The organism is Phenylobacterium sp. LjRoot225, from assembly GCF_964252855.1.
In the GTDB taxonomy this organism is placed as follows: domain Bacteria; phylum Pseudomonadota; class Alphaproteobacteria; order Caulobacterales; family Caulobacteraceae; genus Phenylobacterium.
This window is the reverse complement of record NZ_CAXUPL020000001.1, coordinates 952,151-974,462: the sequence shown is the minus strand read 5'-3', so window position 1 is coordinate 974,462 and position 22,312 is coordinate 952,151. Positions and strand designations below refer to the sequence as shown.

Sequence of the window (22,312 nt, the reverse complement as noted above, 5' to 3'; positions counted from 1 at the left end):
GGGCTCGGGTTTCCAGGAAGCAATCAGCATGGCTCCCGGCCGCCGTCGGGAGGAGCGGAGTATATTATGGCCGTTGACTTCGACGTTCTGGTGATCGGCTCCGGCCCCGGCGGCTATGTGGCGGCCATTCGCGCGGCCCAGCTGGGGCTGAAGACCGCGATCGTCGAGCGCGAAGCGCTCGGCGGGGTCTGCCTGAACTGGGGGTGCATTCCCACCAAGGCGCTGCTGAAGTCCGGCGAGGTCTACGAGTCCCTGGACCATCTGGCCGACTACGGCCTGTCGGTGGAGAAGCGCGGCTTTGACTTCGCCAAAGTGGTGGAGCGCTCGCGCAAGGTGGCCGCCCAGCTGAACGGCGGCGTCGGCTACCTGATGAAGAAGAACAAGATCGAGGTGATCGAAGGGACCGCCCGGCTGGAGAAGGGCGAGGGCGCGCCCAAGGCGATCGTCGCCCTGAAGGCCGGCGGCGAGCGCACCGTCCAGGCGAAGAACGTCATCCTCGCCACCGGCGCACGGGCCCGCACCATCCCGGCCGTCGGCCTCGAGCCGGACGGCGAGCGGGTCTGGACCTACCGCGAGGCGATGACGCCGAAGGCGACTCCGAAGTCGCTGATCGTTATCGGTTCGGGCGCCATCGGCATCGAGTTCGCCAGCTTCTATCGGGCCCTGGGCTCGGACGTGACCGTGGTCGAGGCCCTGCCGCGCATCCTGCCGGTCGAGGACGAGGAGGTCTCCGCCGCGGCGAAGAAGGCCTTCGAACGGCGTGGTCTGAAGTTCCGCGTGCCGGCCAACGTCAAGAAGCTGACCAAGTCGAAGACCGGCGTCGCCATCGAGATCGAGGTCGGCGACAAGGCCGAGACCCTCGAAGCCGAGGTGGCCATCGTCGCCGTCGGCATCGTCGGCAATGTCGAGAACCTGGGCCTCGAAGCCCTGGGCGTGAAGATCGAGAAGACCCACGTGGTGACCGACGGCCACGGCGGCACGGGCGTGCCCGGCCTCTACGCCATCGGCGACCTCGCCGGCCCGCCGTGGCTGGCGCACAAGGCGAGCCACGAAGGCGTCCACTGCGTCGAGCACATCGCCGGCCTGAAGCCGGTGAACGTCAACTCGCCGATCCCGGGCTGCACCTACGCCAATCCGCAGGTCGCCTCGGTCGGCGTGACCGAAGCCCAGGCCAAGGAAGCCGGCCGCGAGATCAAGGTCGGCCGCTTCCCGTTCAAGGTGAACGGCAAGGCCATCGCGGCGGGCGAGATGGAAGGCTTCGTGAAGACCATTTTCGACGGCAAGACCGGCGCCCTGATCGGGGCGCACATGATCGGCCACGAGGTCACCGAAATGATCCAGGGGTATGTGCTGGCGATGACCCTGGAGGCGACGGAGGCCGAGCTGCAGGCGACGGTGTTCGCGCACCCGACCATGAGCGAGGCCATGCACGAGGCGTCGCTCGACGCCTACGGGAAGGTGATCCACCTTTAGGGGCTGGACGACCGCCCCAACGCCCCCTCAGTCGCTTCGCGACAGCTCCCCCGCAAGCGGTGGAGCATCTTCGGCCCAGATCCTCCACCGCAACGCGGGGGAGGTGGCTCGCGCAGCGAGACGGAGGGGGCGTTTAGCGCCCGCTACGCCGCCTTCCTGATCGCCCGGTCCAGGCTCCAGGGGCCGCCGCCGGCGAAGGCCAGGTAGAGGAAGACGAAGCAGAACAGGATGGCCGCGTCGCCCTGGTTGATCGCGGGCCAGAAGCTCCTGGGCGCGTGGGCCATGAAATAGGCGACCGCCATCTGGCCCGAACAGACGAAGGCGACGATGCGGGTGAAGAGGCCGAGCGCGATCAGGCCGCCGCCGACGATCTCGATCAAGGCCGCGGCCAGCATGATGGGCGGCAACGGGTCCGGGGCGCCCGGCTGGGGCGCCGGGAAGTGCGCCAGCTTCATCAGGCCGTGTTCCATGAAGAGCAGGGCGGTGATGATCCGCAGAAGACTCAGCACGCGCGGCGACCAGGCGGTCAGGTTCGGCATCGATTGCTCCTGTAGCGGGCCGGCGTCGACCGGCCCGCTTCCAAGGTAAGGCTTGAGTCCGGTCTTCAGACCACCCTGCTCAGCTCCGCATCGACGATCCGGCCCAGGGCCACGTAGTCGGTCTTGCCGGTGCCCAGCACCGGGATCTCCGGCACGCGGATGATGCGCTTTGGCACGACCAGCTCGGTCGCCCCGACGTGCTGGGCATGGCTGAGCAAGGGGGCGGTCTCGGCGTCTTGCTTGTCGGTGACCAGGATCAGGCGCTCGCCCTTCTTCGGATCGGGCACGGCGACCACGGCGTGGCGACTGTCCGGCCAGACGGCGGCGGCGAGGTCTTCGGCGGCGGTCAGCGACACCATCTCGCCGCCGATCTTGGCGAACCGTTTCACCCGCCCCAGGATCTTGATCCAGTTGTCGTCGGAGAGCGAGACCACGTCGCCGGTGTCATGCCAGCCGTCTTCAGGCGGCTCCATTCCGCCGCTGGCGTTCAGGTAGCCGGCCATGATGTTGGGCCCGCGGACAAAGAGCCGCCCGCCGAGCGGAATGCCCTCCACCGGCTCTAGGCGGGCCTCGAGGCCGGGAACCAGGCCGCCGACGGTGCCCCGGCGGTTGTCGGTCGGCTTGTTCACGGCGATCACCGGCGAAGCCTCCGTCGCGCCATAGCCTTCGAGCACCGGGATCGGGCCGAACCGCTCGGCGATCAGGTTGTGGGTCTCCTCGCGCACCTTCTCGGCGCCGCAGACGATGAACTTCAGGCCGGACAGCTCGCCGGCGCTGGCGGCGCGGGCGTACTGGTTGACGAAGGTGTCGGTCGCCAGCAGCACGGCGGCGCCGGAGTCCTTGATCAGCGCCGGAATCTGCTTGCTGTGCAGCGGCGAGGGGTACTGGAAGGCCTTCAGGCCGTTCAGCAGCGGCAGCAGCACGCCTCCGGTGAGGCCGAAGCAGTGGAAGACGGGCAGGGGATTGAAGAAGACCCAGTCCGGATCGAGCGCGATGTGAGCCGCCACCTGCATGGCGTTGGCGATCAGGTTGGCCTGGGTCAGCACCACCGCGCGCGGCGCGCCGAAGCTGCCGGAGGTGAAGAGGATGACGCCGGGGGCGTCGGGCCGCGTGCGGGCGGCGAAACGCTTCGGAAAGGTCGCGGCGACGACGGCGAACGCCTTGTCGGCCGTTCCCACCGTGCGACGGACATCTTCCAGGTAGGTGATGGTCGCCAGCGGCTCCAGGGCGTCGATCAGGTCGTGCAGCTTGCCCTGTTCGACGAACCGATGGGAGGTCAGCACCCGCTTGACCCCGGCAAGTTCGCACGCCGCCCGGAGATTTCGAAGACCGGCGGTGAAGTTGAGCATGGTCGGCGTGCGGCCGAAGGCGTGCAGGGCGAAGAAGGTCACCACCGCCGCCGAGCTCGACGGCAGCATGACGCCGACCCGCTCGCCAGGCTGGGTGAGGCTCGCCAGCTTGCGGCCGAGCGCGAAGGCCGCCCGCATCAGGTCGAGGTAGGAGAGGGGGCTCCGCTCCTGGTCCTCCAGGATGGATTTGTTGCGGCCATGCCGGCGGCTCGCGTCGGCAAGGGCGTCGAACAGCGAGATCTGCGCTTTTCGGGGGTCGAACCTGGGCGTCAAAGGACGAATACCTCCCCGGACCGGTCCGGACGTCTTTGCGCAGGACCCTACAGAGACGTTCCAACGTTGAAAAGAATGGACACGTTGCGTGATCAGCCGGGACCTAACCGCAGGCTGGGGCAAATCGCGGCTTGATCCCGAGCCCTTGACCGACGATCTAGGGACCATGGCCGTGGTCATCGACACAGTGGGCGGCAAGCGCCCCCGTCACCCTGAAAAGCAGAACCGTCCCGACACGCCGCTTCTGAAGAAGCCGGACTGGTTGCGCGTGCGCGCGCCGGGCTCCAAGGGCTATCGCGAGACCGAGGCGATCGTGAAGGACCACAAGCTGGTCACGGTCTGCCAGGAAGCGGCCTGTCCCAACATCGGCGAGTGCTGGGAGAAGAGCCACGCCACCATGATGATCATGGGCGAGGTCTGCACCCGGGCCTGCGCCTTCTGCAATGTCACGACCGGAAAGCCCGAGGCGCTCGACGCCGACGAGCCGGCGCGCGTCGGCGAGGCGGTGGCCAAGATGGGCCTGGCGCATGTGGTCATCACCTCCGTCGACCGCGACGACCTGGCGGACGGCGGGGCGGCCCACTTCGCCGCCGTGGTGCGGGCGATCCGTCTGGCTTCGCCCTCGACGACGATCGAGATCCTGACCCCGGACTTCCTGCGCAAGCCCGTCAGCGCCGCCGAGCTGGTGATCGACGCCAAGCCCGACGTCTTCAACCACAATCTGGAGACCGTGCCGCGGCTCTATCTCTCGATCCGGCCGGGTGCGCGCTACTACCACTCGCTGCGCCTGCTGGAGCGGGTGAAGGAGCGCGATCCCACCCAGTTCACCAAGTCGGGGATCATGGTCGGCCTTGGCGAGACCAAGGAAGAGATCATGCAGGTGATGGACGACATGCGCTCGGCGGGCATCGACTTCATCACCATCGGCCAGTACCTCCAGCCGACGCGCAAGCACGCCGCCATCGACCGCTTCGTCCATCCCGACGAGTTCCGCGCCCTCGAAGAGATCGCGCGCGCCAAGGGCTTCCTGATGGTCTCGGCCAGCCCCCTGACCCGCTCGTCGCACCACGCCGGCGAAGATTTCGCGCGCCTCAAGGCCGCCCGGCTCGCCCACCAAGCGCGCTAGAGGCCCGACCGTGCGCCACCACGTCTCCAAGGTTCTGCCCTACGCCCCCGACCAGCTGTTCCAGCTGGTCGGGGGCGTGGCCGCCTATCCGGACTTCGTTCCCTGGATCACCGCCATGCGGACCTGGAACGCACGGCGGCTGAGCGACGGCGTCGACGCCGTCGACGCCGAGGCCGGCGTCGGCTTCTCCTTCCTCAGGGAGAAGTTCGCCACCCGGGTGCGGCGCGACATGCACAATCGCCAGATCGACGTCAGCCTGCTCTCCGGGCCGTTCAAGAAGCTGGAGAACCGCTGGCGCTTCCTCGACGCGGGCCACGGCTGCACGCGGATCGAGTTCGACATCGACTTCGTCTTCAAGTCGCGCCTGCTGGAGACGCTGCTGCGGGCGAACTTCGGCCAGGCCGTGGACAAGCTGATCAGCTGTTTCGAAGACCGCGCGAGAGTCCTCTATGGCGCGGCGGCTGCGCCGGCGCCGGAAGCTGTGGCGACTGCGGACGCGGGCTAGTCGTCCGGCAGCGCCGCAACGCCCCCTCAGTCAGCTTCACTGACAGCTCCCCCGCGTTGCGGTGGAGCATCTTCGGCCCCGATCCTCCACCGCAACGCGGGGGAGGTGGCTCGCGCAGCGAGACGGAGGGGGCGTTCGGCGCCGGCCTTCAGCTCACCCGGTCTCGCAGGGCCTGAAGCGCCGCCTGGACGGCGGCCAGCTGGACGCCTTCGCGGGTGGGCTCATCGAAGAACTCCTCGCGGTGCATCAGCGCCGAGTTGGAGCGGGCCGTGGCGATGTGGACGGTGCCGACAGGTTTCATCCGCGTCCCGCCGCCGGGTCCCGCCACGCCGGTGATGGCCACGGAGATATGGGCGTTGGACGCCTCCAGCGCGCCTTCGGCCATCATCCGCGCCACCGGCTCGGACACCGCGCCCATGTCGGCGATCAGATCGCCGGGGACGCCCAGCAGCTCCTGTTTGGCGCGGTTGGAATAGGTGATGAAGCCGCGCTCGAAGACCTCCGAGGCGCCGGGGACCGCGCAGATGGCGGCCGCCACCAGGCCGCCGGTGCAGCTTTCGGCGGTGACGATCCGCAGCGATCGTTGGCCCGCCTCATCGACCAGCAGCCGGGCCAGCGTCTCGATCTCGAGCGGGAACATGCGGGCGATACTCCGAAACGACAGCCGGCGCATGGCCGGGGCCAGACCACATCATCGGACCTGCGCGGCTTCAAGCGGTTTGGCCGTCGCGGGCGTCGCTTCGCGCGCGTCCGGACGGGTTTAGAGCGGGGTCTCGACCGCCACGACCGCCTGGGCCATCAGGCCTTCCTCGCGGCCGGTGAAGCCCATGCCCTCGGTGGTGGTGGCCTTCACGCTCACCCGGTGGATCGGCAGGCCGAGCAGGTCGGCGATCCGCTGGCGCATGGCGTCGCGGTGCGGCTTGATCTTCGGACGCTCGCAGATCAGCGTCACGTCGGCGTTGAGGATCCGCCCGCCCTGGGCGGCGACGCGGCCAACCGCATGGGTCAGGAACTGATCCGACGAGGCGCCCTTCCAGCGCGGATCGGTGGGCGGGAAATGGTCGCCGATGTCGCCGTCGGCGATCGCGCCCAGCACCGCGTCGGTCAGGGCGTGCAGGCCGCAGTCTGCGTCGGAATGGCCGATCAGGCCCATGCCGTGCTCGATCCGGACGCCGCAGAGCCAGACCACGTCGCCAGGCCCGAAGCGATGGGCGTCGATGCCCTGGCCCATGCGCACGATGCGGCGCGAGCCCGCCAGCTGCTCAGCCATCATGAAGTCCTCGGGATAGGTCAGCTTCATCAACATCGGGTCGCCGGGCGTCATGGCGACGTGGCCGCCGGCGCGCTCCATCACCGAGGCGTCGTCGGTCGGCTCCTCGGACGCGGGCCACCGCCGATAGGCCGCCTTCAGCCGGCCGAAGCGAAAGGCCTGCGGCGTCTGGGCGCGCCAGAGGCCGTCGCGCGAGACAGTCTCCTCCACCAGCCCGTCGCCACGCTTCAGGGTGTCGGGGACGGGGAGGGCCGGGACCGCGCCGTCGGCCAGCTCCAGGGCCGCCAGCAGCCGGTCGACATGGGTGCGGGCGACAAAGGGGCGGGCCGCGTCGTGCACCAGCACCGCCTCGTTGCGGCCGCAGGTCAGCGCCGCGAGGCCCGCCTGCACCGACTCCGCCCGGGTGCGCCCGCCGGTCACCGCCCGCCAGCCGACGAGGCCCTCGAGCGCATCGTCCACCTGGGACAGGCGGTCGCGCGCGACCACCACCACGACCTCGCCGGCGCCCGCCGAAAGCAGGCCTTCGACCGACCACCGGACAAGCGGCCGCGAACCCAGCATCCGCCACGCTTTGGGCTCGCCCGGACCGGCCCGCAGGCCAGAGCCCGCCGCCACCACAACTGCAGAAAACGCCATGCGCCTCTTTAGGGCGGAGGCCCCTTACGATCCAGCTTTACGCAGCTTAGGAAATTGCCTAAAAACAGAGCGGAGAGGGTGACTACATAATGAGCAGTACCCTAGGGGTCGGCGCCGTCGAGGTCCACGGCCGGGCCTGGATTGCGCCCATGACGGGGGTCTCGGACCTGCCGTTCCGACGCGCCGCAAGCCGTCTCGGCGCGGCCTATGTGGCGACCGAAATGGTCGCCTGTGCAGAGCTTTCCCGTGGCCGGCCGGATGTTGTGCGTCGGGCGGCGGTGGGTGAGGGGCTGCCGCTGATGGTGGTCCAGCTGGTCGGCCGCGACCCCGCCCATATCGCCGAGGGAGCCCGGATGGCGGCCCGCGCCGGCGCCCAGATCATCGACCTCAACTTCGGATGCCCGGCCAAGGAAGTGACCGGCGCGCTCTGCGGCTCGGCCCTGATGCGCGACCCGGAGCTGTCCGCCCGGCTGATCTCCGCCGCAGTCGAGGCGGTGGACGTGCCGGTGACCGTCAAGATGCGCCTCGGCTGGGACCAGGCGTCGAAGAACGCGCCCGAGTTCGCCGCCCAGGCTGAGCGGCTGGGCGTCGCCGCGGTGACCGTGCATGGCCGCACCCGCAGCCAGTTCTACAAGGACAAGGCCGACTGGGCCGCGGTGGCCGATGTGAAGGCCGCAGTGTCGATCCCGGTGATCGTCAACGGCGACGTGACCGACGGCGCCAGCGCGCGCGCCGCGCTGCAGGCCTCCGGCGCCGACGCCGTGATGGTCGGCCGCGCGGTCTATGGCCGGCCCTGGATCGCCGCCCAGATCGAGTCCGAGCTGGCCGGACGCGCCTATGAGGCGCCGCCGCTCGAGACGCGGCTGGACATCGCTCTCGACCATTTCCGGGACAGCCTCGCCTTCTACGGCGATCGGCTGGGCCTGAAAATCTTCCGCAAGCACCTGGCGGCCTATATCGAGCAGGCCCCCTGGCCAATGAGTGCGGAAGCCCGGCGCGAGGCGCGCAGTCGTCTCTGCCGGCTGGAGGAAGCCCCCGCCGTCGAACGCGGCTTGGAAGAGCTCTGGACCCGCCAACAACCCAGGCTCGCCGCATGACAACTCAGACGAAACGAAAACCTCCGGGGGTCGGCGTGGATGCGCTCAAGGCTGCTGCCTTTGACCTCAGTCCGGACCCCGCCCTGGTGGTCAACGCAGACGGCGCCCTCGTCGCCGTGAACGAGGCCGCCGAGGCGCTGTTCGGACAGGGGCTGGGCCTTCTGGCCCGCGGCCGTTTCCGTGCGGCCCTGCCGCCGGGCTCGGCCCTGGTCTCCCTGCTCAACCGGGCGATCGAGCAGGACTCCCGGGTCCGCGAACGGGGCTTGCAGATCAGCCTGTTCGGCCTGGCGACGTTCGAGGCGGACGGCGCCGCCGCGCCGCTCGGCGACGGCTCGGTGCTCCTGACCCTCTCGGTCAAGACGGGGCTCGGGCCGGACCGGGGCGGGGCGGAAGCCGCGGGCCTGCGCTCGGTCGTCGGCCTGGGCCGCATGCTCGCCCACGAGATCAAGAACCCGCTGGCCGGCATTCGCGGCGCGGCCCAGCTGCTCAAGAGCGGGGCCAAGGCCGAGGATGCGCCGCTCGCCCAGCTGATCGTCGACGAGACCGACCGGGTGCGCCGCCTGGTGGAGCGGATGGAGGCCTTCTCCGACGACCACCTGCCGGAGCGCCAGCCGATCAACATCCACCGGGTGCTCGACCGGGTCCGCGCGCTCGCCGCCAATGGCGTCGCCGACGGCCTGGGGCTGAAGGAAAGCTACGATCCCTCGCTGCCGCCGGCCTTGGGCGACGAGGATCAGCTGATCCAGATCTTCCTGAACCTGGTGAAGAACGCCGCCGAAGCCGCTCATTCGCGGGGTGACGGCCGCGGCGAGATCAGCATCTCCACCGCCTACCGTCACGGCGTGCGGGTGAGGGCGGCCAAGGGCCAGTCCCTGCGCGGCGCGCCGCTCGAGGTGCGGGTGCAGGACAATGGTCCGGGCGTGCCGGTCCACCTGCGCGATCACCTCTTCCAGCCCTTCGTGACCTCCAAGGCCAACGGCGCAGGCCTCGGTCTCGCCCTGGTCGCCAAGCTGGTCGCCGGACATGGCGGCCTCATCGACTTTGAATCGGAGCCCGGCCGGACAGTGTTCCGCGTGCTTCTGCCGATCGCTTCCGAAGGAGACCTGCCCGCATGAACGCCGCTCAGAAGAAGATCCTGATCGCCGACGACGACTCCTCGATCCGGTTGGTTCTGAGCCAGGCGTTCACCCGGCTGGGCTATCAGGTTCGGGCGACCGGCAACGCCACCACCCTCCTGAAATGGGTGTCGGACGGCGACGGCGACCTGGTGGTGACCGACGTGGTCATGCCTGACGAGAACGTCTTCGACGTGCTGCCACGCATCCGCAAGGAGCGCCCCAAGCTGCCGATCATCGTCATGAGCGCGCAGAACAACCTGGTGACGGCGGTCAACGCCGCCGAGGTCGGCGCGTTCGACTATGTGCCCAAGCCCTTCGACCTGGACGACATGACCTCGGCGGCCAAGCGGGCGCTGTCGCGTCCCGCCGACGCCGAGGCGGCCAAGGCCCAGGCCCGGGCGGTGCGCGACGACCGGCTGCCGCTGATCGGCCGCTCGGCGCCGATGCAGGACGTCTATCGCACCATCGCGAGACTTGTCGGCGCGGACCTGACGGTCCTGATCACCGGCGAGTCCGGCACCGGCAAGGAGCTGGTGGCCCGCGCCCTGCACGACATGGGTCGGCGTCGGGACGGCAAGTTCGTGGTCATCAACCTCGCCGCCACCCCGCGCGAGCGGGTCGAGACCGAGCTGTTCGGCAAGGAGGACGGCGACTACGGCAAGCTGGTCGAGGCCGACGGCGGCACCCTGTTTCTGGACGAGATCGGCGACATGCCGCTCGACGCCCAGACTCGGCTGCTGCGGGTCATCGACGGCTCCGAGCCGGCGCTGAATCCCAAGACCAACCGCCGGCCGAACGTGCGGATCATCGCGGCGACCAACCGGGACCTGCGCGGCCTGATCCAGCAGGGCCTGTTCCGCGAGGACCTGTTCTTCCGGCTGAACGTCGCCCCGCTGCGCCTGCCGCCGCTGCGCGACCGGGCCGAGGACATCCCGGACCTGGCGCGCGCCTTCCTGCTGCGGGCCAACCGCGAGGGGCTGCCGGCCAAGACCATCGACGCGGCGGCCCTCGACCGGATGAAGCTGCACCGCTGGCCAGGCAACGTCCGCGAGCTGGAGAATTTGATCCGCCGGGTCTGCGCCCTCTACGGCGAGGACCTGATCACGGCGCGGATCGTCGAGCGCGAACTCGCCGATCACCAGCCGACGGTGGAAGGCCAGCAGGGACCCGAGACCCTGTCCCAGCTGGTCGAGCGCAAGCTCGCCACCTATTTCGCCGACGAGCCCGACGGCCTGCCGCCGGCCGGTCTCTACGACCGGGTGCTGGAGGAGGTCGAGCGGCCGCTGATCCAGCTCACCCTCGCGGCGACGCGAGGCAATCAACTCCGCGCCGCCGAGATCCTGGGCCTGAACCGCAACACCCTGCGCAAGAAGATCCAGGACCTGGGCGTCGAGATGGCCCGCGGACGGCGCTGATTTCGGGGAGGCGGAGAAGCGGCTCCGCCGAACGCCCCCTCAGTCGAGTTTACCCCGGAGCGGACCTGCCAAGGGCCGGATCCGGGGCGACAGCTCCCCCGCAAGCGGTGGAGCATCTAAGGCCCAGATCCTCCACCGCGACGCGGGGGAGGTGGCTCGCGTAGCGAGACGGAGGGGGCGTTGCGGCATATGCGATAGCCCTCCCCCAAGAGGGGAGGATCAAGATGCCGTCCGGCAACATCGCTGTTGAATTTGGGGCACAGTGCCTTAGGCTCCCCGGCTTGATGTCGTGGCTTGCCAATCGCATCCGTAACAGCCCGGGCGTCCAGCGTGTCTGGCGCATGCTGCAGGCGCGCGTCGTCCTGGGCGCCGGCTACGGGATCGCCATCGCGCTGACGGCGGTCAGCATCATGCTCGCCGCCTCGCCGCCGGAGAGCGGGCCGATCGGTCCGGCGAGCCGGCTGATCCTGACGGTTCTCGGCTTCAACCTGGTGCTGATCCTGGCCCTGGCGACCGTGGTCGCCCTCCAGTTCGTCGGCCTGGTCCATGCGCGCGAGAGCGACGCGGGCGCCCGGCTGCACCTTCGCTTCGTCACCCTGTTCGCCTTCGCCGCCGTGGCGCCCGCCGTGGTCGTGGCGTTGTTCATGGGGGTGCTGGTCAACCAGGGCGTCGACCGCTGGCTGGGCGGGCGGGTGCAGACCGTGGTCGAGAACTCCGCCACGGTCTTCCGCTCCTATGTCGACGACCAGAAGCGCTACATCGGCGACCACGTGACCACGATGGGCGGCGACCTGAACCGCGAAGCGCCGCATCTGCGCTCCAGCCCGATCAGCTTCAGCCACTATCTGGCGGTGCTGGCCTCCTACCACGCCTTCCCGGCCGCCTATCTGGTCGACCATGAGGGCCGGGTGCTCGCCCGGGCCGAGAGCGGCGACGCGCCCGGCTACGTCGTCCCTCCGGTCTCGAGCTTCAAGGCCGCGGACGAGGGCGATATCTCGGTGCGCCCGGTCGAGCAGGCGGACCTCATGCGCGCCGTCTATCGGCTCAGCGCCTATCCGGACGCCTACCTCTATGTGGTCCGGCCGGTGGAGAAGGGCATCCTCAACCACCTGCGCGAGGCCGAGGGCTCGCTCGTCGCCTATCGCGAAGCGGCGGTCAGCCGGGCCCGCATCCAGGCCATCTTCGCCCTGAGCTACGCCGAGACGGCGCTGCTGATGGTGCTGGGCGCCGTCTGGCTCGGCATGGCCGCGGCGAGCAACATCTCCGCCCCGGTCGCGCGCCTGGTGCAGGCGGCCGGCCGCGTGGCCAGCGGCGATCTCAGCGCCCGGGTCGATGCTGAAGCAGATCCTGAAGAGATCGCCGTCTTGTCCCGTGCTTTCAATAGTATGACCCATGATCTTCAGGATCAGCAGGAAGCGCTTCGCCGCGCCCGCGAAGAGGCCGAGAGCGACCGTCAGTTCATCGAGACCGTGCTCGCGGGCGTCAGCGCCGGCGTCATCGGCCTGGATGCGCGGCGCCGCATCTCGGCCGCCAACAGCCAGGCGGCGGCCTTGCTCGGCCTGCCGGGCGATCCGCGCGGACGGCCGCTGAACGAGGTCGCGCCGGAGTTCGTCGCCGTGCTGGAGGCCGCCGGATCCGGCGCGGCCGAGGAGGAGGTCGACGTGGTTCGCGGCCGCGAGACCCGCCGGCTGAGGGTCCGGGCGAGCCGGTCGGAGGACGGCCTGGTGCTGACCTTCGACGACATCACCCGGTTGGTCACAGCCCAGCGCAACGCCGCCTGGCGCGACGTCGCCCGCCGCATCGCCCACGAGATCAAAAACCCGCTGACGCCGATCCAGCTTTCGGCCGAGCGGCTGCGCAAGAAGTACCGCAAGGATATCCAGCCGGCCGAGCTCGAGACCTTCGACCGCTGCACCGACACCATCGTGCGCCAGGTCGGCGACATCGGCCGGATGGTCGACGAATTCTCCGCCTTCGCGCGGATGCCGACGCCGAAGTTCGCCGAACAGGACGCCGCCGAACTGCTGCGCGAGGCGGTCTTCGCCCAGCGGGTGGCGAGTCCGGAGATCGACGTCGACCTGGACGAGCCGCCGGCGGTGACCCTGCTCGCGGACGGGCGGATGCTGGCCCAGGCCCTGACCAATGTCCTGAAGAACGCCGTCGAGGCCGTCGAGGCCCGCCGCGCCGGCCAGCCCAAGGCGCCGGGACGCGTTCACGCCCGGCTGATCGCCGACGAGCACGGCGTCGCCTTCGAGGTCGAGGACAATGGCGTGGGCCTGCCCGCCAAGGATCGCGACCGGCTGACCGAGCCCTATGTGACCACTCGCGAGAAGGGCACCGGCCTCGGCCTCGCAATTGTAAAGCGAATCCTGGAAGACCACGGCGGCGAGCTGGAGCTGACGGACGCGTCCGCCGGCGACGGCGCGCTCGCCATTCTGAGATTGCCCGCCAGCGCGCGGGTGCGACCGCAATCCGCGGCCCGAACCGTGACCGCTTAAAGGACTTGTTGCATGGCGTCTGACGTACTCGTGGTCGACGACGAGGCCGACATCCGAGACCTGGTGGCGGGGATCCTCGCCGACGAGGGCTATTCGGTGCGCACTGCGGCCAGTTCCGAGGAGGCCCTGGCGGCGTTTCGGGCGCGCAAGCCGGCGCTGCTGATCCTCGACATCTGGATGACCGGCGGCGGGATGGACGGGCTGGAGCTGCTGGACATGGTCAAGGCGCTCGACGCCGACCTGCCGGTGATCATGATCTCCGGCCACGGCAACATCGAGACGGCGGTCTCGGCGATAAAGCGCGGGGCCTACGAGTTCCTGGAGAAGCCGTTCAAGTCCGACCGGCTGCTGCTGGTGGTGGAGCGCGCGCTCGAGACCACCAATCTGCGCCGTGAAAACCGCCGGCTGCGCACCCAGGCGATCACGCCCGAGGGGCTGATGGGCCGTTCGATGGCCTCGCAGCAGCTGCGCCAGACGATCGCCAAGCTGGCGCCGGCCAACAGCCGGGTGCTGATCTCGGGCCCGCCGGGGGCCGGCAAGGAGACGGTGGCGCGGCTGATCCACACCGGCTCGCCGCGCGCCCGCGGCGAGTTTGTCGCCATCAGCGCCGCCGGCATGACGCCCGAGCGCATGGACGTCGAACTGTTCGGCGAAGAGGGCGAGAACGGCCGGCCCGCCAAGATCGGCGTCTTCGAGCGGGCCCACGCCGGCACCCTCTACCTCGACGAGGTCGCCGACATGCCGCGCGAGACCCAGAGCCGGATCCTGCGGGTGCTGGTCGAGCAGCGTTTCCGGCGCGTGGGCGGCGACAGCGACGTGCAGGTCGACGTGCGCGTGGTCTCCTCGACCTCTCGCGACCTGCGCGAGGAGATCGCCGCGGGGCGATTCCGCGAGGACCTGTTCCACCGCCTGAACGTGGTGCCGGTGAACGTCCCGGGCCTGGCCGAGCGGCGCGAGGACATCCCCGAGCTGGTGGACTATTTCATCAACCGCATCTGCGAGGCGACCGGCATGCCCCGGCGGCTGCTGGCCGACGACGCCCTGGCGGCGCTGCAGGTCCGCGCCTGGCCGGGCAACCTGCGCCAGCTGCGCAACAACATCGAGCGGATGCTGATCCTGGCCTCGGGCGCGCCGTCGGAGCCGATCACCGCCGACATGCTGCCGGCCGAGGCCGCGGTGAACCAGGCGAACGCCTCGCTCGGCGCCGAACGCATCATCGCCCTGCCGCTGCGCGAGGCGCGCGAGGTGTTCGAGCGCGAATATCTCAACGCCCAGATGCTGCGCTTCTCCGGCAACATCTCGCGCACCGCCGCCTTCATCGGCATGGAGCGCTCGGCCCTGCACCGGAAGCTGAAATCGCTAGGCCTCACCAGCGGTCGCGCCCTGGAAGAAGAGGTCGGCTGATGGGGCGGATCGCCTATGTGAACGGCCGCTTCCTTCCGCATGGCCAGGCCGTCGTCCACATCGAGGACCGCGGCTACCAGCTGGCCGACGCGATCTACGAGGTCTGGTCGCTGTTCGACGGCAAGCTCGCCGACGCCGAAGGGCATTTCGCCCGGCTGGAGCGCAGCCTGTCGGAGCTGCGGATCGCCATGCCGATGAGCCGCCGGGCCCTGACGCTGGTGCTGCGCGAGGCGGTGCGGCGCAACCGCATCCGCGACGGCCTCGTCTATCTGCAGGTCAGTCGCGGCGTCGCCCCGCGCGACCACGCCTTTCCGACGGACGTGCGTCCGGCCGTCGTGATCACCGTCAAGGCCGTCGACCGCGCCGCGGCCGAGGCCAAGGCCGCCAAGGGCGTCTCCGTGGTGACGACGCCGGAGAACCGCTGGGGACGTTGCGACATCAAGACGGTGGGTCTGCTGCCCAACGCGCTGGCCAAGCAGAAGGCCAAGGAGGCGGGCGCGGCGGAGGCCTGGTTCGTCGACGACCTGGGCTTCGTCACCGAAGGCGCCTCGTCGAACGCCTGGATCGTCGACGCCGACGGGCGGCTGCGCACCCGCGACACCAACGCCAACATCCTGCGCGGCGTCACCCGCCTGACGCTGATGGACGTGATCGCCGAGGAAGGCCTGCAGCTCGACGAGCGGCCCTTCACGCCCGCCGAAGCGGTCGCGGCGAAGGAGGCCTTCATCACCGGCGCCGGCGCCCTGGTGCTGCCCGTCGTGGCCGTCGACGGCAAGCCAGTCGGAAATGGTTCGCCAGGGCCGCTGGCGACAAGGCTCCGTCGCCTCTATATCGAGCGTGTGCGGGCAGGGGCCGTCTGATCCAAGCGAGCGGTTGCGCGCGGAATGGATAGTTGCTTAGCCTAACTTTGCGTGTGTGGGCGGCGCTTGGCCGCTCGTCTAAAAAAAGAGGCGGAAAAGCCGATGAGCGAGAAGAAACAGAACCTTCAGGACACCTTCCTCAACAGCGTGCGCAAGTCGAAGACGCCGCTGACCATCTTCCTGGTAAATGGGGTCAAGCTGCAGGGGGTCGTGAGCTGGTTCGATAACTTCTGCGTTCTGCTGCGCAGGGACGGACAATCCCAACTGGTCTACAAGCACGCCATCTCCACCATCATGCCGGCCCAGCCCGTGCAGCTGTACGAGCCGTCTGAAGACGACGCCGATTGAGCTCATCCAAATTCGTTGACCGCGAGGCGCCCGTCCAAGGCGCCGTCGTCATCCATCCCGACAGAGAAGGCCGCGGTACTTCGCGAGGCGCATTAGCGCGCCTCGAGGAGGCCTGCGGCCTGGCCCTCGCGCTCGATCTCGAGATCCGCGAGAGCATGGTCGTGACCCTGCGCAAGCTCACGCCGGCCACCCTGTTCGGCAAGGGTAAGGTCGAGGAGATCGGCCACCTGGTCGAGGACCGCGAGGCCGATGTCGTCATCGTCGACGACGCCCTGACCCCGGTGCAGCAGCGCAACCTGGAAAAGGCCTGGCAGGCCAAGGTCATCGACCGCACCGGCCTGATCCTGGAGATCTTCGCCCGCAGGGCCCGCACCCGCGAGGGCCGGCTTCAGGTCGAGCTCGCGCGGCTGTCCTATGAGCGCTCGCGGCTGGTGCGCACCTGGACCCACCTGGAGCGCCAGCGCGGCGGCTTCGGCGTCATGGGCGGTCCCGGCGAAACCCAGATCGAGACCGACCGGCGGCTGCTGGCCGAGAAGATCGGCAAGCTCAAGCGCGACCTCGTGGAGGTGCGGCGCACCCGCACCCTGCAGCGCTCGGCGCGCAAGCGCGTGCCCTATCCGGTCGTGGCCCTGGTCGGCTACACCAACGCCGGCAAGTCGACCCTGTTCAACCGGCTGACCCAGTCGGAGGTGGTGGCCGAGGACATGCTGTTCGCCACCCTGGATCCGACGCTGCGGTCGCTGAAGCTGCCGGACGGACGGCCCGCCATCCTGTCGGACACGGTGGGCTTCATCTCCGACCTGCCGCACGAGCTGGTCGAGGCCTTCCGCGCCACGCTCGAGGAGGTGCGCGAGGCCGACGTGGTCCTGCATGTGCGCGACATCGCCTCGGAGGAGAGCGACGCCCAGGCCGAAGACGTCCGCGCCGTCCTCAGACGGCTGGAGGTCGACATGGAGGCGCGCCGCATCCTCGAAGTCTGGAACAAGTTCGACCTGGTCCCGGAGGACCAGCGCGAGGGCCTGCGCGGCGACGCCCGCCGCGCCCACCCGCCGGCCATCGTGGTCTCGGCCGTGACCGGCGAAGGCTGCGCCGAGCTGCTGCAGGCGATCGCCGGCCTGGTCGACGAGGCGCCGCCCGTCGAGGTCGTCCTCGCCGACGGCGACGGCGCGGCCGTCGCCTGGCTCTACCGCAGCGGCCGGGTGCTGGAGCGGCAGGACTTCAAGGACGGCGGCGTGCGCCTGGAGGTCAGCCTGTCGGCCCAGGCGCTGGGACAGTTCGAACAGCTGTATCCGAAAGCGGAGGTTCGGCTGCACTAGGGTTCAGGTGGAGGGCCACGCGCGACAGCAGACGTCCGTTGGCTCGCGGGATCCGGACCTTGAGCCAAGGTTGTCTCCTGCATTCATCGAATGCTGGAAGCCCTTAAGGTCCATGGCGAGATTGGAGCTCTGGTTTTCGCGCCCGTCAAGGAGCGCGCCTCCGGCGCGCCCGCTTCGCGGCGACCCTTCGGGTCGTCCTTGACGGGCGCGAAAGCCAGAGCAGACTTGCCGCCGTGAACTTAGGGGCCGCTCTGTCGCGGGGAGTCGGCCTGATCGACGAGGCCCCGCCGATAGAGATCAGCACGGACGACGGCGATGGGGCGGCTGCCAACGGGTGTTGCACTTCGTTGGAGAACTTCGGGACCCGTTTGCCTGATCCTCCCCTTCTCAACGTCATTCCCGGCCTTGTGCCGGGAACCTATGCACACCGAGTGGGGGAATCCTGCACCTTCGACGTTCATGGGTGGCCGGGACGGAGCCCGGCCATGACGGAAAGATTGGGAATGGGGCCTTGGGGGAAGAGCGGATCTGAAAGGCCCCTAAGCCGCTGACTTCGCCGGCTCCTGCTTCTGCGCCTCTTCCGCCCGCCGCGCGTAGGACTGGGCGATGATGGCGCAGGCCATCAGCTGGATCTGGTGGAACAGCATCAATGGGAGCAAGGCGACGCCTGCCGTCGCCGGTGGAAAGAGCACGCCGGCCATCGGCGCGCCGCTCGCCAGGCTCTTCTTCGAGCCGCAGAAGACGATGGCGATCTCGTCTTCCTTGGAGAATTTGAGCGCGCGGGCGGCGAAGGCGGTGACCGCCAGCACCACGGCGAGCAGCACGCTGCAGAGGATCAGCAGGCGCACGAGGTCGAGGGCGCCGATGCGCGACCAGACGCCTTCCACCACCGCCCCGGAGAAGGCGGTGTAGACCACCAGCAGGATCGAGCCGCGGTCGATGTAGCCGAGGATCTTGCCGCGGGCCTTCACCCAGTCGCCGATCCAGCGGCGCAGCGCCTGGCCGGCGATGAAGGGCGCGAGCAGCTGCAGGACGATGGCCCAGACCTGGCCGGCGGAGACGCCGCCCTGGGCGTGCAGCAGCAGGCTGACCAGCAGCGGCGTGAGGAACATGCCGAGCAGGTTGGAGGCCGAGGCCGAGGCCACGGCGGCCGGCACGTCGCCGCGGGCGATCACGGTGAAGCCGATCGAGCTCTGGATGGTCGAGGGCAGGCAGCCCAGAAAGATGATGCCCGAGGCCAGGGCCGGCGGGGTGATCCAGCCGGGCAGGGCCGCGGCGCCCAGGCAGAGCAGGGGGAACAGCACGAAGGTGCAGGCCAGCACCACCAGGTGCAGCCGCCAGTGGGTGATGCCGCCGATCACCGCCTCGCGCGACAGGCGCGCGCCGTGCAGGAAGAAGACCAGGCCGATGGCGACCTTGGTGATCCATTCGAAGGCCTGCGCCGCGGTCCCGCGCGCCGGCGCGAGCGAGGCCGCGACCACCATGAGGACGATCAGAACGAGATAGCGGTCGATCTTCAGCCGACCCACGAGCCGGCTGAGGCCCGGTTTCCGCGCCGCTTCTGGACTCACGCGTCGACCAGGAAGGAGAGCTGGCGTTCCACCGCGTCGTTGCGGCCGAGCGCGATTTCGCGGTCGAGGAGGCGGGTGGGATAGTCGCCGGTGAAATAGTGGTCGGTGAACTGCGGACTGGCGGCGTCGCGGACGCCGGCCTCCATGGCCCAGTAGAGGCCGTCGACCGACAGATAGCCCATCGAGTCGACGTTCAGGATCTTGGCGATCTCTTCGACCGAATGGTTGGCGGCGAGCAGGTTCTCGCGGTCCGGCATGTCGATGCCGTAGTAGTCCGGCCACTGGATCGGCGGCGAGGCCGAGCGCAGGTGGACTTCCTTGGCGCCGGCCTCGCGGACCATGCGCACCACGCGCACCGAATTGGTGCCGCGGACGATGGAGTCGTCGATCAGCATCACCCGCTTGCCCGCCAGCACCGAGCGGTTCGGGGCGAGCTTCATGCGCACCCCCATCTCGCGCTGGCCCTGGGTCGGCTGGATGAAGGTGCGGCCCACATAGTGGTTGCGGATGATGCCCATCTCGAAGGGCAGGTTCGCCTCCTGGGCGAAGCCGAGCGCGGCCGGCACGCCGGAGTCCGGCACCGGCACGACCACGTCGACCTCGGCCGGGGTCTCCTGGGCCAGCCGGCGGCCCATGCGCTTGCGCACCTCATAGACCGAGCGGCCGTTCACCACCGAGTCCGGCCGGGCGAAGTAGACGTATTCGAAGATGCAGGGGCGGGCCTGCTGGGCCGGGAAGGGGCGGATGCTCTCGATTCCGGTGTGGTCGATCACCACCATCTCGCCGTGCTCGATGTCGCGCACGAACTGGGCGCCGATCATGTCTAAGGCGCAGGTTTCGGACGCCAGCACCGGCTTGCCGTCCAGCTGTCCCAGCACCAGCGGGCGGATGCCCAGCGGGTCGCGCACGCCGATCAGCTTCTTGTTGGTCAGGGCGACCAGGGCGTAGCCGCCCTCGATCTGCATCAGGGCGTCGATGAAGCGCTCGATCAGCCGGGCTTTCCGCGATCGGGCGAGCAGGTGGAGAATGACCTCTGAATCCGAGGTGGACTGGAAGATGGCGCCGGCGGCGACCAGCTGCTCGCGCAGGGTCAGAAAATTGGTCAGGTTGCCGTTGTGGGCGAGCGCCACGCCGCCGCTCTCGAGATCGGCGAACATCGGCTGGACGTTGCGGATGAAGGAGCCGCCCGCGGTGGAGTAGCGGGTGTGGCCGATGGCGAAGCGGCCCGGCAGGCGTTCACCGAGGCCGCCGCCGCCGAAGGCGTCGCCGACCTGGCCCATGTGCCGTTCGGTGGTGAACTTTTGACCGTCGAAGGCGGCGATGCCGCAGGCTTCCTGGCCGCGGTGCTGCAGGGCGTGCAGGCCCAGCGCGGTCAATCCCGCCGCCTCTTCAGCGTCGTAGATGCCAAAAACGCCGCATTCGAGCCGGGGCGTGTCGTCGTCCGGATCGCGCTGAGGTGCAGAATATCGCTCAAACACCTGAGTCATCGGGATTTCTCCACCAGGTCATCCACCTCGCCGCGCTGGCGGGCGTCGTACCCTTCCGTCGTGCTTCTGTCACGCGGCGGTTCACGCACCGCGCGTTCGAACGCCGGCTTCAGCCGTCCCGCGACGTCCAGCCCCTTGGGGACCAGGGTCTGCAGCAGCCTGCCCATATTGGCCGCGAGCGGCCAGGTTCGGGCGCCGGTGATCCACTTCGGCTGCAGATCGGCAGGCGTTGCGGCGATGAACATCAGATAGAGGGCGCCCAGGACGACGAGCCCCCGCACCAGGCCGATCAGCAGTCCGACCGTCCTGTCCAGGGCGCCCAGCACATTGGTTCCGTGCACGCGCCGCACAAGGCCTGCGCCGACGAGTCGCACGACGACGTAGACGGCGACGAAGACGACGATGAGGGTGGCCGCCACGGCCAGCCAGTGCGGATGGATCAGCCGGTCGGCGATCGGGGCGGCCGGGCGAAGGCCGAACACCGCCGCCGCCGCCCCGCCCAGGAGGGCGGCCACCGCCACGATCTCGCGCGCGGCGCCACGGCTGAAGCCCACCAGGCCGGACAGCAGGAGCAGCGCCAGGACGATGTAGTCGAACTTGGTCACGTCAGCTCAACCCCAGTCCGCTTCGCCGATGCGGCGGATGGCGTCGGAGAGGCGCGAGGCCCCGGTGACGTGCAAGGCCGCGGCGGCGTTCCCGGCGTCGGTCGGGCCAAGGGCGCGGCGGAAACCCAGCTTGGCGGCCTCTTTCAGGCGCGAGTCCATGCGGCTCACCGCCCGGACCTCGCCCGACAGGCTGATCTCGCCGAAGACCACGCAGTCCTGCGGCAGGGCCTGGTCGAGGGCGGAGGAGGCGAGCGCGGCGGCGGCGGCCAGGTCCGCGGCCGGCTCGGTGATGCGCAGGCCGCCGGCGACGTTGAGGTAGACGTCGCGATCGCCGAAGGCCAGGCCGCAGCGGGCTTCCAGCACCGCCAGCACCATGGCCAGGCGTCCTGAGTCCCAGCCGACCACGGCGCGCCGTGGCGTGCCATAGGCCGAGGGCGCGACCAGGGCTTGGAACTCGACCAGCACGGGCCGGGAGCCTTCGATGCCGGCGAAGACGGCGGCGCCGGCCGCCCGCTCGCCGGAGGTGTTGAGGAAGAGGGCTGAGGGGTTCTTCACCTCCGCCAGGCCGGCGTCGCCCATTTCGAACACGCCGATCTCGTCGGTGGCGCCGAAGCGGTTCTTGGCGCCGCGAAGGATGCGGAACGGATAGCCGCGCTCGCCCTCGAAGGCGAAGACGGCGTCGACCATGTGCTCGATCACCCGCGGACCGGCGATCGCGCCCTCCTTGGTGACGTGGCCGACCAGGATCATCGCCACGCCGTGCTTCTTGGCCAGGCGCACCAGCTCGCCGGCGGCGGCCCGCACCTGGGTCACCGAACCCGGGCCCGCCTCGTGAGCGTCGCTCCACATGGTCTGGATGGAGTCGATCACCACCAGGTCGAACTTCTCGCGCTTGAGGCCCTCGGAGATCGCCCGCAGCGAGGTCTCGGCGGCCAGCTTCACGGGCGCGTCGCCCAGGCCCATCCGCTGGGCGCGGCCGCGGACCTGCTCGACGGCCTCCTCGCCGGAGATGTAGGCGCAGGCTACGCCCCGGCGCGCCGCGTGGCTGGCCACCTGCAGCAGCAGGGTGGACTTGCCGACGCCGGGATCGCCGCCCAGCAGGATGGCCGAGCCGGGCACCACGCCGCCGCCGCAAACCCGGTCGAACTCATCGACGCCCGTGGCGATCCGCGGCGGGGGAAGGGTCTCGTCCTCCAGCCCCTCGAAGGTGAGGCCGCGGGCGCGCGAGCCCTTGGCCGGGGCCATGGCGCCGGGCGGACGGCTCTGCGCCTCCTCGACCAGGGAGTTCCACGCCCCACAGCCGGCGCACTGGCCGGCCCATTTGGTCTGGGCGGACCCGCAGGACTGGCAGACGTAGACGGCGCCGTCGCGGGCCAAGGCGTTCTCCTGATTCGGACGGGTGAGTGTAGCCGACGGCAGGGG

At 69.7% G+C, this 22,312-nt stretch carries 19 protein-coding genes; 11 read left to right on the top strand and 8 right to left on the bottom strand.

Annotation, left to right across the window (positions count from 1 at the left end; all coding sequences use genetic code 11):
- Positions 1 to 66 precede the first annotated feature (66 nt).
- Positions 67 to 1,473, top strand: coding sequence for a dihydrolipoyl dehydrogenase (gene lpdA / locus ACSQ2B_RS04730; RefSeq protein ID WP_436047796.1), 1,407 nt, complete (start codon positions 67 to 69; stop codon positions 1,471 to 1,473).
- A gap of 143 nt (positions 1,474 to 1,616) precedes the next feature.
- Here the strand turns inward: lpdA and ACSQ2B_RS04725 are convergent, their stop codons facing one another.
- Together ACSQ2B_RS04725 and ACSQ2B_RS04720 are read right to left on the bottom strand one after the other, a co-directional pair.
- Positions 1,617 to 2,012: a DoxX family protein gene (locus tag ACSQ2B_RS04725; protein WP_436047794.1), complete on the bottom strand. Its 396-nt coding sequence runs from the start codon at positions 2,010 to 2,012 to the stop codon at positions 1,617 to 1,619.
- A gap of 65 nt (positions 2,013 to 2,077) precedes the next feature.
- On the bottom strand, positions 2,078 to 3,634 hold the full coding sequence (locus tag ACSQ2B_RS04720; RefSeq protein WP_436047792.1) for an AMP-binding protein: 1,557 nt from the start codon (positions 3,632 to 3,634) through the stop codon (positions 2,078 to 2,080).
- A 166-nt stretch (positions 3,635 to 3,800) separates the two neighbouring features.
- Between ACSQ2B_RS04720 and lipA the strand changes: the two genes are divergently transcribed.
- Positions 3,801 to 4,760: a lipoyl synthase gene (gene lipA, locus ACSQ2B_RS04715; RefSeq protein ID WP_436049584.1), complete on the top strand. Its 960-nt coding sequence runs from the start codon at positions 3,801 to 3,803 to the stop codon at positions 4,758 to 4,760.
- 10 nt (positions 4,761 to 4,770) lie between these two features.
- A complete protein-coding gene (locus ACSQ2B_RS04710; RefSeq protein ID WP_436047790.1) occupies positions 4,771 to 5,265 on the top strand; it encodes a type II toxin-antitoxin system RatA family toxin in 495 nt (164 codons plus the stop codon).
- A gap of 148 nt (positions 5,266 to 5,413) precedes the next feature.
- Here the strand turns inward: ACSQ2B_RS04710 and ACSQ2B_RS04705 are convergent, their stop codons facing one another.
- Both ACSQ2B_RS04705 and ACSQ2B_RS04700 read right to left on the bottom strand, forming a co-directional pair.
- Positions 5,414 to 5,905 carry a CinA family protein gene (locus ACSQ2B_RS04705; RefSeq protein WP_436047789.1) on the bottom strand — a complete coding sequence of 164 codons (492 nt, stop codon included), beginning with the start codon at positions 5,903 to 5,905 and terminating at the stop codon, positions 5,414 to 5,416.
- Between the two features lie 120 nt (positions 5,906 to 6,025).
- Positions 6,026 to 7,171: a bifunctional 2-C-methyl-D-erythritol 4-phosphate cytidylyltransferase/2-C-methyl-D-erythritol 2,4-cyclodiphosphate synthase gene (locus tag ACSQ2B_RS04700; RefSeq protein ID WP_436047787.1), complete on the bottom strand. Its 1,146-nt coding sequence runs from the start codon at positions 7,169 to 7,171 to the stop codon at positions 6,026 to 6,028.
- An 89-nt stretch (positions 7,172 to 7,260) separates the two neighbouring features.
- Between ACSQ2B_RS04700 and dusB the strand changes: the two genes are divergently transcribed.
- The 8 genes from dusB to hflX all read left to right on the top strand — a co-directional run bounded on the left by dusB (position 7,261) and on the right by hflX (position 17,227).
- A complete protein-coding gene (dusB, locus tag ACSQ2B_RS04695) occupies positions 7,261 to 8,268 on the top strand; it encodes a tRNA dihydrouridine synthase DusB (protein WP_436047785.1) in 1,008 nt (335 codons plus the stop codon).
- The gene (locus tag ACSQ2B_RS04690) at positions 8,265 to 9,383 is read left to right on the top strand and encodes a two-component system sensor histidine kinase NtrB (protein WP_436047783.1); all 1,119 of its coding nucleotides are present in this window, start codon (positions 8,265 to 8,267) and stop codon (positions 9,381 to 9,383) included. The genes dusB and ACSQ2B_RS04690 overlap by 4 nt, the downstream gene beginning before the upstream one ends.
- Entirely contained in the window at positions 9,380 to 10,801 is a 1,422-nt protein-coding gene (gene ntrC / locus ACSQ2B_RS04685; RefSeq protein ID WP_436047781.1) for a nitrogen regulation protein NR(I), read from the top strand. Before ACSQ2B_RS04690 ends, ntrC begins: the two co-directional genes overlap by 4 nt.
- Before the next feature lie 284 nt (positions 10,802 to 11,085).
- Positions 11,086 to 13,299: an ATP-binding protein gene (locus ACSQ2B_RS04680; RefSeq protein ID WP_436049582.1), complete on the top strand. Its 2,214-nt coding sequence runs from the start codon at positions 11,086 to 11,088 to the stop codon at positions 13,297 to 13,299.
- Between the two features lie 12 nt (positions 13,300 to 13,311).
- Positions 13,312 to 14,703 (top strand): nitrogen assimilation response regulator NtrX, encoded by a 1,392-nt coding sequence (gene ntrX, locus ACSQ2B_RS04675; RefSeq protein WP_436047779.1) that lies wholly within the window; start codon positions 13,312 to 13,314, stop codon positions 14,701 to 14,703.
- Entirely contained in the window at positions 14,703 to 15,563 is an 861-nt protein-coding gene (locus tag ACSQ2B_RS04670; protein ID WP_436047778.1) for a D-amino-acid transaminase, read from the top strand. Before ntrX ends, ACSQ2B_RS04670 begins: the two co-directional genes overlap by 1 nt.
- 102 nt (positions 15,564 to 15,665) lie before the next feature.
- Positions 15,666 to 15,911, top strand: coding sequence for an RNA chaperone Hfq (hfq, locus tag ACSQ2B_RS04665; RefSeq protein WP_436047777.1), 246 nt, complete (start codon positions 15,666 to 15,668; stop codon positions 15,909 to 15,911).
- A complete protein-coding gene (gene hflX, locus ACSQ2B_RS04660) occupies positions 15,908 to 17,227 on the top strand; it encodes a GTPase HflX (RefSeq protein WP_436047776.1) in 1,320 nt (439 codons plus the stop codon). The genes hfq and hflX overlap by 4 nt, the downstream gene beginning before the upstream one ends.
- A gap of 539 nt (positions 17,228 to 17,766) precedes the next feature.
- On the opposite strand, the gene ACSQ2B_RS04655 is transcribed toward hflX, so the two are convergent.
- Genes ACSQ2B_RS04655 through radA form a run of 4 tightly spaced genes read right to left on the bottom strand, consistent with a single transcriptional unit; the run spans position 17,767 to position 22,267 of the window.
- Entirely contained in the window at positions 17,767 to 18,798 is a 1,032-nt protein-coding gene (locus tag ACSQ2B_RS04655) for a bile acid:sodium symporter family protein (RefSeq protein ID WP_436047774.1), read from the bottom strand.
- Complete coding sequence (gene purF / locus ACSQ2B_RS04650; protein ID WP_436047772.1) at positions 18,795 to 20,285, bottom strand: amidophosphoribosyltransferase; 1,491 nt, start codon at positions 20,283 to 20,285, stop codon at positions 18,795 to 18,797. Before purF ends, ACSQ2B_RS04655 begins: the two co-directional genes overlap by 4 nt.
- Positions 20,282 to 20,890: a CvpA family protein gene (locus ACSQ2B_RS04645; RefSeq protein WP_436047770.1), complete on the bottom strand. Its 609-nt coding sequence runs from the start codon at positions 20,888 to 20,890 to the stop codon at positions 20,282 to 20,284. Before ACSQ2B_RS04645 ends, purF begins: the two co-directional genes overlap by 4 nt.
- Before the next feature lie 6 nt (positions 20,891 to 20,896).
- Entirely contained in the window at positions 20,897 to 22,267 is a 1,371-nt protein-coding gene (gene radA / locus ACSQ2B_RS04640; RefSeq protein ID WP_436047768.1) for a DNA repair protein RadA, read from the bottom strand.
- Positions 22,268 to 22,312 lie beyond the last annotated feature (45 nt).

Bases quoted from the DNA above. Each gene is read 5' to 3' on its own strand.
- ACSQ2B_RS04700 (WP_436047787.1), bottom strand. From the start codon at position 7,171: ATGGCGTTTTCTGCAGTTGTGGTGGCGGCGGGCTCTGGCCTGCGGGCC.
- ntrC (WP_436047781.1), top strand. From the start codon at position 9,380: ATGAACGCCGCTCAGAAGAAGATCCTGATCGCCGACGACGACTCCTCG.
- ACSQ2B_RS04670 (WP_436047778.1), top strand. From the start codon at position 14,703: ATGGGGCGGATCGCCTATGTGAACGGCCGCTTCCTTCCGCATGGCCAG.
- ACSQ2B_RS04690 (WP_436047783.1), top strand. From the start codon at position 8,265: ATGACAACTCAGACGAAACGAAAACCTCCGGGGGTCGGCGTGGATGCG.
- ntrX (WP_436047779.1), top strand. From the start codon at position 13,312: ATGGCGTCTGACGTACTCGTGGTCGACGACGAGGCCGACATCCGAGAC.
- hfq (WP_436047777.1), top strand. From the start codon at position 15,666: ATGAGCGAGAAGAAACAGAACCTTCAGGACACCTTCCTCAACAGCGTG.
- ACSQ2B_RS04680 (WP_436049582.1), top strand. From the start codon at position 11,086: ATGTCGTGGCTTGCCAATCGCATCCGTAACAGCCCGGGCGTCCAGCGT.
- ACSQ2B_RS04705 (WP_436047789.1), bottom strand. From the start codon at position 5,905: ATGTTCCCGCTCGAGATCGAGACGCTGGCCCGGCTGCTGGTCGATGAG.
- ACSQ2B_RS04725 (WP_436047794.1), bottom strand. From the start codon at position 2,012: ATGCCGAACCTGACCGCCTGGTCGCCGCGCGTGCTGAGTCTTCTGCGG.
- purF (WP_436047772.1), bottom strand. From the start codon at position 20,285: ATGACTCAGGTGTTTGAGCGATATTCTGCACCTCAGCGCGATCCGGAC.
- lpdA (WP_436047796.1), top strand. From the start codon at position 67: ATGGCCGTTGACTTCGACGTTCTGGTGATCGGCTCCGGCCCCGGCGGC.
- dusB (WP_436047785.1), top strand. From the start codon at position 7,261: ATGAGCAGTACCCTAGGGGTCGGCGCCGTCGAGGTCCACGGCCGGGCC.
- lipA (WP_436049584.1), top strand. From the start codon at position 3,801: ATGGCCGTGGTCATCGACACAGTGGGCGGCAAGCGCCCCCGTCACCCT.